This window comes from Flavobacterium kayseriense, assembly GCF_014305095.1.
GTDB classification, from domain to species: domain Bacteria; phylum Bacteroidota; class Bacteroidia; order Flavobacteriales; family Flavobacteriaceae; genus Flavobacterium; species Flavobacterium kayseriense.
Genome location: NZ_JACRUI010000003.1, coordinates 154879 through 169743, shown reverse-complemented (window position 1 = coordinate 169743; position 14865 = coordinate 154879). Strand labels below are relative to the sequence as shown.

The window sequence follows — 14865 nt, the reverse complement described above, 5'->3', positions numbered from 1 at the left end:
AAAGAAGCAAAAGAACGTCGCCTTACTATAACTGGATTTTCTGTCATTCCAAATTACTGGATTGGCTGTTTTTTCCACACAGAAAAACCCTCAAAAAGATGTTCAATGTTTTCAAACTCTATAAATGCGGTCAGTTCTTTTTTGCACTGTTCTTTAAATCCCCTGAAACACCCAAAACTTTTTAGAGGTATTTCGGCTAGTTGTCCTATGGTTTGAATATCCAAAACCTCGAACATGTTATGCATTCTCTTACTAAAAGGAAAATGGCTTTCATAAAGCATTATATGCAGGACAATTTCAGTATTATTTTTACTTTTTTTGATTTGCTTGGTCTCGCATTTAAAGTCATATTTTAACTGTTCTAATTTTTGCTTATAGTATTCAATTTCAGCAAGTAACTGGGTTACGCTCTGTACTTTTTTATATGTACTTTCGTAAATTTGGCGGATGCTTTCACCGGTGACCCCATAAATGGAGGCCACTTCCTGTAGTGTCATTTTTTCTATCAGGAGCTTCAGCAATACATCATATTCCTTTTCAGAAAGTACTCTTCGGGACATTTCGATATAAAATCTATTGGTACGTGCTATAACATCTTTCATAGGAATGCAGTTAAATTACTTTATCACTGAAATAATATCCTCTTTCGTAAAGTCTTTTTTCTATATTTTATTTAAAGATAGTAAGGTTTATGGAGTTATCCAATGTTTGTATTATAGATACGTCTGGAAAACAGGAAATGAAACAACCCGAAGATCAACTTCGGGTTGTGATTAAATGCAAATGTTTATAATATAAACGTAAACGAATACCTGGCAGTTAATCGCTACTGTTAAACTCAAAGTTCAACTGCCTTTCGTTCCCGAAATTATCCGAAATCCATACATCAAAGGATTGGGAGACGGTGGAGCCCGAAGTATAATACAACCTGAATTGCTTAGCCCGCAACGGATACAAATCGTTGGGCAGATACGGAGGTTCATCGTAATAATGCAAAGTTCCTTGTCCGTCAAATTGGAAGTAACGAATAAAATATTGTGTGTTACTGTAATTACCGGTTGGCTGTATCGTAAGCCTAATCTCAACGGAATTGCCATTAGCAATTTCTTTGGGTACTGGCATCACCTTTACCTCAAAAGGGAAATCATCTTGTATTTCCAATTCGTCTTTGCCACAGGATGTAACAGAATTTATCAGGATTGCCAATAATACATACATTGGCAGTAAGCCAATTTTGAATTTATTGAAAAATGCTATCATTGTTTTATATTTTAAAAGTTAAAAGTTAATCCTCAATCCCAGACCGGCTGAAGGTCGGAACTGTTCCAGATCCGTACCCCACAAAACTTTTGTGCGACCCTGAAGAATCATCACAAAACGGTCGGACAAGTATGTTTCAAAAGACAGCCGTCCGCCTGCCCCGTAAATGAAATTGTCCTCAGTCAGTATTTTTGCCCCGTCATACAACAAAGCTTCGCCACGGTTAATGCTTTCATAACCCAGTACACCAGTTATTGCTGCATTCAGGGTAATGTTCTTACGGGTATCACCCAGCAGGAAGAAACTGTAACCGCCTTCGGCTGTATAGGTTTCGTTCGGTATACCGAGATCTTTGTATCCATAATATTGATGGGTATATTCCAAAGCCCAAAGCTTATAATTGCCGTTGTTACCGTTTACGGTCATACCTATATTAAAGTAGTAGTTCCTGCTAGGATTATTATTAGATAGAGTTCCTGCGTTTACTTCCAATCCTTTCTGTTTAGGCAACATTCGTTGTGCCTGTGCGATAGTAATACCCATAAAGGCAAACATCATCGTATAAATATACTTTTTCATTTTTCTGTTATTACGTTTAATGGATTACTAAAATTTTAGATGCATATTGTTAATCAAGCGAGCCTTGATCAAATCTGAATTTTCTATCTGAAGTGTTTGATTTCTGCCCCCATTCTTCTCGAAAATCTCAATTAATAACACTTTGTCATCGGCAATGGTAAACTGATTCAACAGAAACACATTTTGTTCGGTCATTTTCCCACCAATCTCGTCCAGCGGCTTGTAAGTGCGTAATGGCATCATTGGTCTTTCCTGCACCACGGTTCGCTTGGCAATCTTTTTATCCATCACTTTGAAATTTATAAAATCAATCTGGAAAGGAACATTGGTACGGTTTGCGAGTTCCGTATGGAAATAGTATTTACCATTATGGATGTAAATTCCTTTCAGGAGAAACTGTATGCCGAAACTTTTCGCCCCGATATGCTTTACAATGCTTTTATCGTTTTTGTAAATTGTTTCCAGTAACAAGCCTGCCAGAGATGGTGAGTTGTTACCCAACTCTTCAAAAAGTACATCACTTCCATTAGCCTTGTCCTCTGTCTTTTGCATTGTTAGCAGGTCATAACTCAACACCTCCGGGGATGAGCTGTAATTCACATTGAAACTGTAAAAATGGCCGTCATTGGTAATTACCGAAAAATTGGTTTCCGGTTCAAATTCTTTTACCGATGCTTTTACACGTAGTACATTTTCGGCATCTTCTGCTTTTCCTGCAATCAAGTATTCACTGCCCAGATCCACGTAGCGGATAGCGGTCGGGAAAATCAGATGCGAAGTCTTGTCATAAGTAACTTCCATAAGGTACGGTTCTATCTTACCCAAAGCAAGAGGAGTTATTGCGCTGTCCTGTGCAAAAGAGGATACTGCAAAGCCAATAATCATGGCAAATGCCCAAAAGGTTTTTAAGTAATTTTTCATTGTTTAATTCTATTTATGTTTAACATTATTTTTTGGAAACAAGGAACAGTTGATGCCCTGCCTTTAAGGTAACTTTCGGTGTCTTCACTTTTTTGGAGAAATAGCCCGAAATGCCCTGTACTACACCACGGCTCAAATCAGCGGCAACCTGTTGTCCTGCCGATTGGGTAAGCATCAGGCTCGTCCCGGATTGCTGGCTCATATTGCCAGCCATTTCGCCAAGGGCATTCATTTCGGGCGAATACGGCACATACAAACCCTGCTGACCGTCCAGATCATAAACCGTAATATCAACCGGGAGGATATTTCCGTCCAGTTCTATGGAAGTAACTTTGAGCTGTAAACGTCCTCCCTCAAGTTTGGCATTAGCCGTTAAAATTGTTCCTTTGGGAATGCTACGATTAGGCGTTTGGGCGGGTTCCAGTAACCGTAATCGTACTCCAGTTTCACCAATAATGGTCTGCGTTTCCTGTACACAGGCTTTAATACTGTTTTTGGGTTGTACCACTTGTTCTAAAGCACTGGCAGTATAAAAACCGCTGTTCTTGTTTTGACTCCAATCTGCTAAAAAGGCACTATCGTTAGGCTCACGGTACAAGGCAGATACGGTGTTCTTTCTTGCAGAAGTGAATGCCACGAACTGCTCTTTTTGTGTAGATGAAGACGACTTAGAAACAGCATCATTGGCAGGTACAACTTCCCCCATATTTGTACCTGAAGGAAGATATTTTGCAGCCATCTGATAGGATTTCTCCATCAATGCTAATTGATCATCAACCGTTACTTTGGCTGGAACGTCTTTCTCAGCCAGTTTTTCCTTTAATTCTTCCAATTGCTTGCGGAGTTCCTGCGTCTCAGAATTATCGTCCTTATAGAAAGAGCCTAATGTGCTTTGCACGTTGCGGTAACTGTTTAAAGCGGGATTACTTTGTTTTCCAGATCCGTTGGCACTGCTGTAGCTTTCTTCTTCTTTAGGTAGCTCCTCCTCCGCTTCTACATTTTCGTCGGTATTCCAGTAATCAGAAAGAGATGTGAGAGCGTTCCTCTTTTCCTGATTCTTACGTTCTAGCATTTCCTCCTCGTATGCCTTACCCTTATCGGCAGGCATTCCTGCGCCAGTAGCCTGAGGTACAACCTCGTTCAGTCCGATTTTATCGATTTCCTTTTTCTCGGAAGACGGTTTAAATATCAAGTACATACAGCCGATGAACACAACACCCATCAAACCGAATATAAGTGGTTTTTTAAGCTTTTGGGCTTTGTTCTGTGTACTTTCTTGCAAAACATCTTCGGTTGCTGCTGGGTTACCTTCCGTTACCCGAACAACCGTTTTTTTATTCTCATTTTCTTTCATGAATGTCATTTTTTAAAATTGTTGATACTGTATCCTGCAAGAGTGCAGGACTTCATTTCTTTTTGAAAACAGGATTTTCGATATGCTCAATGACCATATCGTTATTGGACTTGCTGGTATCATACCATACTTTGAAAATAACCCCTGCGCTAAGCAACAGATACCCCGCAAAAAAGTAAAGCGTGTACTTGTGCTGTTTTCTTAAAGGCAGTGTTCGCCAACGTTCATCCAGTTTCTCAAACCAATTGTCCATATCAGTTCGTAATTTTTTCATATCCTACGTTTTTAGCGTTCAATGACCTCTATATCTTTGTTTTCCACAACAGTAAACTTTTCGATATTGAAGCCCTGCGGGTTATTGTCCGAACGGACAGAGTTCACAAGAAAACAGGAAGTAACCAGATTACGTTTGGTCACATTACTGGAACGGATGATGAACTGTCTGGCATAGGTACGTGCCGCATAGGGATAGGTGTCGAAATTGCAGACCACACTATCTACTTCGATACGTTGCTGTACGTTGCCCGATATAATACGGTTGTAATATCCCTTTTCCGAAAGGTCTTTGTAATAATCAAAAGCACTTTTATCGGCAAGGTTAAACGCCCGGCTCATATTACTTTCGATAGCATTTTTATCGGGAGCCAGCGTAAAGAACAGTTCGTGAAAACGTCTTACATGTTCCCTTGCTTCGACCGGTCGGTTGATGGACGCATCCTGTGCAAGTGCCAGCATTAGTGATTTGCCATTGTCCAGTACATAGATCTTCTGGCGCTGTTCTTCTGCAAAGCGGTAAGATTGCCATACTGCATATCCTGCAACACTGATGCAGAGAACGGCAAATACAAGAGCGTACAACCTGATTTGGCGAAAACTGTTTTCGATATTTCTTAGCGTTTTAAATTCCATTTTTTACTGATTAATCGTTCTACATTATTTGAGTAATTGCCCGCCAATATTTCCTGCTGCCGAGCCAGCTCCGGCTCCAGCAATATTTCCGGCTTTCATTGCGGTTTGGTTTACATTACGAGTAAAATTCCCTGCCCCACCAGCCTGAATAATCCAGCCTGTCACGGTTGGGATAGTAAAATATCCCACAATGCCAATGATCATAAAAATCACATACACGGTATTTGACGTATCGGGAATGAAAGTCGGGTCAGCAAGCATTTCGATATCCCTTTCTATAATCAGGGATTGTATCTTGGCAAGCATGCAGCTGAACAGGTCGGCAACGGGTAGCCATAGATATACACTAACGTATCGAGTAAGCCATTGCGAAAGTGTGGATTGAAAACCATCCCAAACCGATATAGCAAAAGCTATCGGACCCAAAATGGACAACACAATTAAAAAGAAAGTACGTATGGTGTCAATTACTAGAGCAGCTGCCTGAAATAGAATTTCCAGCAATTCCCTGAACCAGTTTTTTACGGACTGCTCAATGCTGTGCATCCCTCTTTCCATATACATGCCCGACATCGTGACCAAATCAGATGGCGACCAACCCAGTTCTTCCAGTTTTTTATCGAACTCTTCGTTCGATGCCAGATACGCGGTTTCAGGGTTGCGGAGCATTGCCTCACGCTCCAGCAGATCTTTTTTTTCCTGCAAATCGTTCAGGTCAAGAACCTGATTTTCGAGAATGGCATGTGTCCCCTGCACCACTGGGCTTAGCACTGCATTGATGGTTCCAAGTACCATGGTCGGGAAAAACATAATACAAAGACCCAATGCAAAAGGACGGAGCAGAGGGTACATATCAATAGGCTCTGCACGGCTTAGTGCCTGCCATACTTTAATAGCTACATAGAACAAAGCTCCCAGACCAGCCACTCCTTTAGCCACTGCCGCCATATCTGCGGACAGTGGCATCATCTCATCGTACAAGGAGCGCAGAACCTCGTGAAGATTATTAAATTCCATAACTTACCAGTATTTTTGGTTAGCTGTTCCGTAGAGTTCGAATACTCTTTTAGTATTGTTCTGCTTTTTTGCCCTTAGAAAACTTACTGAGATATTTTTGTTCGTGTAATAGCGTACAAGGCTGTGGTATTCCTTCACTTCTTTGTACACACGGTCAATAATATCCATACGTTCTTTGTCATTCAATGACAAACTGGAAGAGCTTACGATCTGTTTGAGCTCTTTCAGCAGTGCTGTACTTTCGTTGAGCAGTGCTGCATAACCATTGGCGATAGCCATCAATTCCTGAGGAGAAAAATTGGGATCGTTCATCATTTTGCCAAAATTCTGAACATACATTTCGGAAACATCGCCAACCAGCAGTACTGTCTGCTGCACCTTACGGGCATCTTTCACCAAATTGTTGACAGCTTGCAACTTATCATAGTATTCTTTGCCCTGTTTATATACCTTTTCCACTTCCTTGAAATTTTTAATAACATTGGATACCGTGGATGAAGTCTGTACCATTTCATTGGCACTGTTAACAATTCCCTGAGCCAGATTTGTGGGGTCTGTAACCACCCATTGGGCTTTTGCGGACGGTACTACAGCCAATATTAGTGCTGTCAACACCATGAATAGTATTTTTTTCATTGTTCTTCGATTTTTAAATGATTAATAATTGTATTTACTTTTCTCTTCTTTGTAGGGCTATCCGTTTGATAGCGTGCTCTACATTTCCATCTAGTTCACCGGCAAGCTTCATCACCTCCATTTTCTCCGTTTCCTCGGTGGTATATGCGAGATATTCTTCAACGGACACTTCTGTGGCATAAACTGCAGAATGGGTTCCACCCAAACCAATCCAAACTTCCTTGTAGAGCCGTGATGGGTCATTATTCATATTGATGGAAAGTACCTGTGCCTTTTCTTTATCAGACAAGCCAAGCATTGCCTGTATGTCATCAAACTTGTTCATGTACTTGCGCTGGTCGAGCAGGATTTTACAATCGGAATTGTTGATGATACTTTCCTTGACGATGGGTGATTGGATGATGTCATCTACCTCTTGCGTTACTACTATGGCTTCTCCGAAAAACTTCCTGACCGTTTTAAAGAGGTACTTTATATATTCTGCCATTCCCTCTTTAGCAATCGCTTTCCAAGCCTCTTCAATCAGAATGAGTTTGCGGATACCTTTCAATCGTCTCATCTTGTTAATGAACACCTCCATGATGATGATAGTCACAATTGGAAAGAGAATTTTATGGTCTTTGATCGCATCAATTTCAAACACAATGAAGCGTTTGGAAAGCAGGTCTAGCTGCTTATCGGAATTGAGCAGGTAATCGTATTCACCTCCTTTGTAGTAAGGTTCCAGTACGTTCAAAAAATTAGCGATGTCAAAGTCTTTTTCCCTGACCTTTTTTTCTTGTAGTACTTTACGATAATCGCCCTGCACATACTCATAGAAACCATTGAATGAAGGATATGCATCATTCTGTTTGATACGCTCTATATAACCACTTACCGCATTGGATAATGCCACTTCTTCGGAACGGGTTGGTGGTTCATCATCACGTTTCCAAAGTGTAAGTATCAGGGTTTTGACACTTTCTCTTTTCTCTATGTCAAACACTCCATCATCGGTATAGAATGGATTGAAGGCAATAGGATTGTCTTCTGTATAAGTGAAGTAAACCCCGTCTTCGCCTTTGGTTTTTCCTTTGATAAGTTCACATAATCCCTGATACGAGTTACCCGTATCTACCAGCAGAACGTGTGCGCCTTGCTCGTAGTATTGCCTAACCATGTGGTTGGTAAAGAAAGATTTACCGCTTCCCGAAGGACCCAATATAAACTTGTTTCGGTTCGTGATAATACCTCGCTTCATCGGCAGGTCGGAAATGTCAAGATGGATAGGTTTTCCAGTCAGACGGTCTGCCATCTTGATACCAAATGGTGATGGCGAATTATGATAATTGGTTTCTTCAGTAAAGAAGCACAATGCGGGTTCAATGAACGTGTAAAAGCTTTCTTCACTTGGAAAATCTCCGGCATTTCCAGGCATTCCTGCCCAGTAGAGCGTAGCCACATCGGTGGTATTATGGCGGGGTTTGCATTCCATCAGTGCCAAAGCACTACCGCTATCATTCTTTAGCTGTTTGAATTCGCTAGGGTCATCCGACCAAGCCATAACGTTAAAGTGTGCTCTGATGGACGACAGTCCAAAACTGTGTGCTTCGTTCAGGTACCGCTCTATCCATTCTTTATTGATCTGGTTGGCACGACTGTATCGAGCCAGTGAGTGCATATTCCTTGCGGACTTCTCAAACTTTTGCAGGTTGTCTTCGCTGTTATCCAAAAACAGATATTGGTTGTAGATATGATTGCAGTTTAAGAGCAATCCCACGGGAGCAGCAAACGACAAACGACAGTCACTCCGGTCGGTAGATAGTTTTTCATAACGGGTATCTGCTGATACAGTTGAAGGCAGATCGTCCGTATCGGATAAAGTGTGCAGGCACAATCTTTTGTTACCAACGCGCACTTCTTCAGCTCCGATTGCTATATCCTGCATTGGTGTTACGGCTTTCCTTGACAGCGTTAAATACTGTTCCAATAATCCTTGTTTTTCATCCGTACCGATGATATCTTCTTCCGTTAGGCGTCGTAACCCGATAAATCCGCTGTCATTTGCAATACGCTCAAACTGTGCAACCGCTTCCATAAAACGATGAATCGCTTCCTTATCCCTGATTTCTTTTGGTATGAGAGCACCTTTACAAAGTGATGAAAAATTACTCTGCGTACGCATTCTTTCCTTAGTGGTTTTAGTCAGGAACAGGTAGCAATAATGGTTAAGAAAAGGACGTTCGTTAAAATGCTGTTGGTAGGATTTGCCCAAAAAGCTCAAACCGTCATCAGCAATATCGGGTGCATAATTTTCCTTAATATACCAGTCCTGTTTATGGATAACGGTATAGTCGGGCAACGTCTTGATGGCTTTGTGCCAAGCAGAATGAATGGCTTCGTATTCCGCAGAAGCTACCGTAAACAGTTCCGGCAAACGCACTTCAAAACAGGCCGTAATGTCTGCATCCTTTGACAGGATACAGTTGTTTTCTACCGCTAGTAATGGAAACTTATTTTCCAACGTTGTGGTCTTGGCTACATTCCTCATACGGCATTCGATTTAGGGGTGAACTTTAAATAGCGATGTACAGGCTTGCGACAGATGATGTAACGAGGATGCCTTTTTCTTGCACCGATTTTCATCAGACCATGTTCTCCATACTTTTTGTTCAGTGAAAAGGTCTGCCATACTATCAGCGAAGCACCACCAGTTCCAAGAAACAGGCAGATGTAGGAATTGACCCCGGCCATGTAAAGTATCATGACCAGAATAAGCGTTCCTAGCAGTCCGCCTGCGAATATGAACAGGTATTGTGCTTTCAACCCTTTAAACTCTACCGTTCTTCCGATGCCTTTGTTGATATTGTAATTCATAAGGCAAGGGATTAAAGAAAGAATGAACGCAAAATAGTAGCCGCAACAATCAAGAAGATACAGGCACCGAACCAGCTTGCTGCAGTCTTGCTTGTATCGGGGTCTCCGCTACTGAACTTGCCGTACACTTTAACCCCTCCAATGAGACCTACCACGGCTCCAATAGCATAGATGAGTTGTGTGGCAGGATCGAAATAGGACGTAACCATTTGAGTGGCTTCAGTGATACCAGCTGAACCGTCTCCCTGTGCCATCGCACTAATTGTTGATAGTACAGCCAATACCAACACTACTTTTTTAACTTGATTTCCCATGATTTGAATATTTTATTATTCTGTATTCCTACGCTTTGCAGGATTTATGGACAAATATCTTTTGCAATCGGTAAGATTATTACAAAGTGGCAGTTAAGGGAATTGTTTGACCTTAGGTAGCAGTGATAATAAATGTGTTGCAGTACTTACTATAGAAGTTGAGAAAATCCGAAACATTTTAGACTAATCGAATTTAAACATTGAAAATTATTCAACTTATATTACGACTGAATTCAACGATAGTATAACCGTAGAAATGAACAAGGACAAATTTTACTCTCAAAAATAAAACGAGAGTAAATTTTTAATCTATTTACTCTCTTAGAAAATACATTAGCATTCATTTCCATTTTTAAGATTGATTTATCTAGCGGATTAAAGCCAAATACAAAATTAAAGGAGGGGAAGACATATTTTTACAACTCAAAAATTTTTAACTGCCAATACTTATCCCTGTAAAATTTCCATTTTTTTAATGTTAAAAAAAGAGCCCAACTACATAGTAATTTGTACTATTCTTATCCCATATTCGGTTACACCACTTATTCTCAGTAAAGACACTAATAAAATCAATGCACAAAATGATACTTTAATTTGTCTTTTTTTTCTCATTAACTGAAGTTTATTTATTTATAACAATAAGATGTTATATTTGCTTAGGCAACATAAATTTCGCTCTATGAAAAATTATCTACATAATCTATTTGCATCTAAAAAGGAAGAAGTTAAGAAGCCGAATACTTTAACTAGTTCGCTTGCTCCAAAGGTTTTAACAAATGTCTTAGATATCGAAAAGATTCAGCCTTATTTAGATAAACTAAATGAAACAATAGATACAAAGGGTATTAATAATATTGCACTCACTGGTGGATACGGCTCGGGAAAGAGTACAATAATTGGAACATTTAAAGAGCTAAATCCTAAATACAAATTCTTAAATATTTCATTAGCTTCTTTTAATAAAAAAAAGAGTGATGATACGTTAACAGTAGCTGAGAAAAAAGAACATAAAGAAGAATTAGAAAGGTTATTAGAAGTTAGTATTTTACAACAAATATTCTATCACGTTAAACCAGAAGAAATTCCTGAATCTCGTTTTAAAAGAATTATTAATATTCCTGATTGGAAAATTTGGAGTATATCAATCGGTTTTATTTTGTGGATTTCAAGTTCTGTTTTACTATTAAAGTACGATTATTTAGATAAAATTAGTCCAGAAAATTGGAGTACTAAAGATAGTTTTGACTGGTTTGCTCTATTCGTATTTGTAATAGCATTTATAGGTTTAGGTTTATTATCAAAATTAATTATAAAATTATTCAGTAACTCCAAAATCAATAAAGTAAACATAAAAGGAGAATTAGAATTAGGGGATAATGTAAATAAATCAGTTTTTAATGAACATTTAGAGGAAATTTTATATTTTTTTGAAGTAACTGGGTATAATGTAGTTTTGATTGAAGATTTAGATAGATTTGATAGTACTGATATATTTACAAAACTTAGAGAAATTAATATACTATTGAATAATTCAAAACTCATAGAAAGAGAAATCAATTTTGTTTATGCCGTTGGGGATGATTTATTTGATGATAAAAAGGAAAGAGTAAAATTCTTTGAATACATAATTCCTGTTATTCCTTTTATTAATTCATCAAACGCTGATGAACAGTTAAGAACATTAATTAAGGAATCTGGATTAGAGGAAAGTATATTTACCAAAGAATTTATATCCGATGTAACTACTTTTATTGATGATATTGACATGCGTTTACTTACAAATATATTCCACGAATTTGTAATCTATAGAAAAACGTTAAAGCCTGAATTCATTACGAAAAATGATGAGTTATTTGCGATGATAACTTATAAAAATATTGACCCCAAAGACTTTACGATGCTCAACAAAAAAGAAGGGAAGTTATATGAGTTAATCAAAAATAAGAGAAGTTACATAAAGAAATTCATCAATAAAATAGATGCTGAAATTGAACTTAAGAAATCTCAAATAGAAGATATTGAAAATCACTCACCAAGAGATATTACGGAATTAAGGGCAGTATATATAAATGAAGTTTTATCAAAACTTCCTGCAAGAACTGCATTATATAATATTAAAATTGATGAATTATTAGAAGATAATGGTTTTGAAAACCTATTAACTGAAAATATCTTTTATACTAATTACAATCATTATAATGGAACTTTATATTCAGAATCAGGTAATACAAAATTAAAATATATTTTTTCAGAAATTGAAAAAAATGTCAATCCAAATTACACTTATCAGCAAAGAGTTAAACTAATCGAATCAAAGCACAACAATAGAGTTGATTTGTTGAAGAGGGAAATTGATAAATTGAAAACAAAGAAATCAGAAATCGAAAATTGGGATTTAAAAAAAATATTCCATGAAGTTGATATTAACGAATACCTAAACGGTTTTTCGAATAATGGTTTATTGAGGAATTTTATTTTGAATGGTTATATCAATGAAAACTACAACGACTATATCTCTTTATTTCACGAAGTATCAATAACAAAAGATGATTTGTATTTCAGAAGAAATGTTATGAGTGGAAACTCTACAGAATTCAGTTTTAAATTATATAAAATTGAAAATTTAGTTGAGAAAATCGATGGGAAGTATTTTGACAGAGAAACAATATTAAACTTTGATTTATTAGATTATTTAGGAAACAACTACAATACATATTCCAACAAATATGATTCAATAATTCGATTGTTAAGTAACGAAAAAGAAAAGTCAATACAGTTTGTAGATGAATACATTAAAAATGAAGATAGACCAATTGAAATTTTCATTGAAAAATTGGTAGAGAATTGGACAGATTTTTGGGACTTTATTTATTCGCAAAGTAAGTATAGTGAGGATAGGGTAACTAAATACCTAGATCTTATCATTAGGTTTTCAAAAAATGAAACAATTTTGAAAAGTCAAAACAAAGACTCATTAAGAACTGAAATTGGAGAAAGATCAAACTTTCTTTCATTAATTAAAAATTCAAGTGAAACCGATTATTATGATAAAATAACCCAACTCCTAAAGGAACTAGATGTTGAATTTGAAAAATTAGATAATCCAAGTGAAGTAACAGAAGAATTGTTTGAGTATGTGTATAAGAATAACCTTTACTCAATAAACAAAGATAATCTTTTACAAATGTTCTTATTATTTGGAAAGGAAAGTAAAAAAGAAGATTTCATTCGTTCTAATTATTCTACAATACTAAAATCAGACTGTGAACCATTAATTTCATACGTTGGTTTAAATATTGCTATTTATATTGAAAATGTATATTTGAAGATAGAAGAAAATAAAATTGAAGAAGAGGAGAATTTAATTAAACTCTTAAATCATAGCATAGAATTAAGTAAAAATTTAAAAATCAAAATAATAAAAAAAACTGAAACTAAAATTTCTGATTTAAAGAAAATCAGCGATATAGAAATCAAATCACAACTATTATTAAATAACAAAGTAATTCCAAAATGGTATAACTTATTAGATTATTACACTTCATCTGAAGACACAATAAACGAAAATCTAATTCAGTTTTTAGAGTTTGAAAATGTTAATACAGAATTATCAAAAGTTAAGTTATTAAAAGAGAATGAAAAATTCGAAGGAAGTCTTTTATTGCGTAATGACATTACTGATGACACTTATCGAAAAATATTAAAAAGTATTTATTTTAGATATAATAAATTAGGATTTGAAAATTTGAATGAAGACAAGATAGTTGTTTTAACTAATATGATTCTTACTACAACTAAAGCAAATTACGATTTATTAAGGGAACATTTTCCAAATCATCACATAACATTAATTGAAAAAAATTTCAACAAATTCTATGAAAAATTTGAAGATTTTGAAATTGATAAAGATGATATTGTAATGCTACTTAAATCTGATAAAATTACAATTGAAAATAGATTTAAGTTTATCTCTAAATTAGATGAACAAACAATTTTTGAGCATAAAAATATTGCAAAGAAAGTTGGAGAAATTATCATTAGTAAATCTGTAAAAATTGAATTTGATTTCAATACAATTGAAAACATCGTACAAAGTTTAGATTCTACTGAAAATAAAACTCGGTTAATTAATATGTATTTTGCTGAATTTAGTAATGAAAACATTATTTCTTTGGTAAAAGGTATTGGACATTATCATAGTGAATTATTTTTAAAACAGCATAAACCAGTTTTTATTGATAATATTTTCAATAGAGAATTGTTAACTAAATTAAAATCAAAAGGATTAATAAAAGATTTTGGTATTTACTCAAAAGATGAAACTAAAATAAGAGCTATAGCAAATTATTAAAGTAATTAACTTTCTTAACAAATATTTAGGTAGCCTACACAAACTCCCCAATATCAAAATCCTCAAAATCATTTTTCCGCAAAAAGAAAGAACCGGCATCTGTTTCAGAAAAAAGGCTCCCGTCTAATAGCTCAGCTATTTTACGGGAAGCACTTTCCATAGAATTCTCCAGTAAGGTGAATAATTCGGTTCCTTGTATTTTCTGAACTATAGCAACTGCTGTTTCCTTTTGAGATGGCTCCAATTTTTCTTTTTGCAGCAGCATCCCCACGGAGCTTAGTTCTTCAAAGGTAACCCCTTGGGCAAAACCGTTATCCCCACTAGATATTCCATACCTGTTCCATTCTTCTTCCTCTTCCTCCAAATCAGCTATATTTCCAAAAACTTTGTCCAGTTCTTCCTGTGGAATTTGTATATCGACATCTTCCTCGTCGATTTCAATATCAAAATTATCCGTTTCTTGCTCCTGGTTTTTATTTTGTCTTTCAGTGGCACTTATTGGCACTGAAAGACTTCTCATCGGTTTGGGCTGCCCCATGATATCGGGCAGGTTCGGATTAGTTTTTTCCTGTATTGGTTTTTGCTCCTCCCCTTTCCTGATGACAATCTTATCCTCCAACAACAGCCCAATAACAATCAGTAGGCATATAACGATTACTGTTTCCATA

General features: G+C 36.5%; 14 protein-coding genes. 1 reads left to right on the top strand and 13 read right to left on the bottom strand.

Features of this window, described 5'->3' with window-relative positions; all coding sequences use genetic code 11:
• Positions 1-53 precede the first annotated feature (53 nt).
• The 12 genes from H8R22_RS09995 to H8R22_RS09940 all read right to left on the bottom strand — a co-directional run bounded on the left by H8R22_RS09995 (position 54) and on the right by H8R22_RS09940 (position 9846).
• Positions 54-602, bottom strand: coding sequence for a sigma factor-like helix-turn-helix DNA-binding protein (locus H8R22_RS09995; protein WP_131910825.1), 549 nt, complete (start codon positions 600-602; stop codon positions 54-56).
• A 217-nt stretch (positions 603-819) separates the two neighbouring features.
• Positions 820-1260 carry a DUF3872 domain-containing protein gene (locus H8R22_RS09990; RefSeq protein WP_131910824.1) on the bottom strand — a complete coding sequence of 147 codons (441 nt, stop codon included), beginning with the start codon at positions 1258-1260 and terminating at the stop codon, positions 820-822.
• A gap of 18 nt (positions 1261-1278) precedes the next feature.
• Complete coding sequence (locus tag H8R22_RS09985; RefSeq protein WP_182651730.1) at positions 1279-1839, bottom strand: conjugal transfer protein TraO; 561 nt, start codon at positions 1837-1839, stop codon at positions 1279-1281.
• A 27-nt stretch (positions 1840-1866) separates the two neighbouring features.
• Positions 1867-2760: a conjugative transposon protein TraN gene (traN, locus tag H8R22_RS09980; protein WP_182651729.1), complete on the bottom strand. Its 894-nt coding sequence runs from the start codon at positions 2758-2760 to the stop codon at positions 1867-1869.
• Between the two features lie 25 nt (positions 2761-2785).
• Positions 2786-4114, bottom strand: coding sequence for a conjugative transposon protein TraM (gene traM / locus H8R22_RS09975; protein WP_131910821.1), 1329 nt, complete (start codon positions 4112-4114; stop codon positions 2786-2788).
• Positions 4115-4166: 52 nt separating this feature from the next.
• Positions 4167-4388: a nitrogen regulatory IIA protein gene (locus tag H8R22_RS09970; protein WP_442899841.1), complete on the bottom strand. Its 222-nt coding sequence runs from the start codon at positions 4386-4388 to the stop codon at positions 4167-4169.
• Positions 4389-4399: 11 nt separating this feature from the next.
• Positions 4400-5023 (bottom strand): conjugative transposon protein TraK, encoded by a 624-nt coding sequence (gene traK / locus H8R22_RS09965; protein ID WP_131910820.1) that lies wholly within the window; start codon positions 5021-5023, stop codon positions 4400-4402.
• Positions 5024-5047: 24 nt separating this feature from the next.
• Positions 5048-6040: a conjugative transposon protein TraJ gene (traJ, locus tag H8R22_RS09960; RefSeq protein WP_131910819.1), complete on the bottom strand. Its 993-nt coding sequence runs from the start codon at positions 6038-6040 to the stop codon at positions 5048-5050.
• Between the two features lie 3 nt (positions 6041-6043).
• Positions 6044-6676, bottom strand: coding sequence for a DUF4141 domain-containing protein (locus H8R22_RS09955; protein ID WP_131910818.1), 633 nt, complete (start codon positions 6674-6676; stop codon positions 6044-6046).
• A gap of 34 nt (positions 6677-6710) precedes the next feature.
• Positions 6711-9206, bottom strand: coding sequence for a TraG family conjugative transposon ATPase (locus H8R22_RS09950; protein ID WP_131910817.1), 2496 nt, complete (start codon positions 9204-9206; stop codon positions 6711-6713).
• A complete protein-coding gene (locus tag H8R22_RS09945; protein ID WP_131910816.1) occupies positions 9203-9532 on the bottom strand; it encodes a DUF4133 domain-containing protein in 330 nt (109 codons plus the stop codon). Before H8R22_RS09945 ends, H8R22_RS09950 begins: the two co-directional genes overlap by 4 nt.
• A gap of 11 nt (positions 9533-9543) precedes the next feature.
• Positions 9544-9846 (bottom strand): DUF4134 domain-containing protein, encoded by a 303-nt coding sequence (locus tag H8R22_RS09940; protein WP_131910815.1) that lies wholly within the window; start codon positions 9844-9846, stop codon positions 9544-9546.
• 679 nt (positions 9847-10525) lie between these two features.
• Here H8R22_RS09940 and H8R22_RS09935 point away from each other — a divergent pair.
• Positions 10526-14197 (top strand): YobI family P-loop NTPase, encoded by a 3672-nt coding sequence (locus H8R22_RS09935; RefSeq protein ID WP_187010255.1) that lies wholly within the window; start codon positions 10526-10528, stop codon positions 14195-14197.
• A 34-nt stretch (positions 14198-14231) separates the two neighbouring features.
• Here the strand turns inward: H8R22_RS09935 and H8R22_RS09930 are convergent, their stop codons facing one another.
• Entirely contained in the window at positions 14232-14864 is a 633-nt protein-coding gene (locus tag H8R22_RS09930) for a conjugal transfer protein TraD (protein WP_131910620.1), read from the bottom strand.
• Between the last annotated feature and the right edge of the window lies 1 nt (position 14865).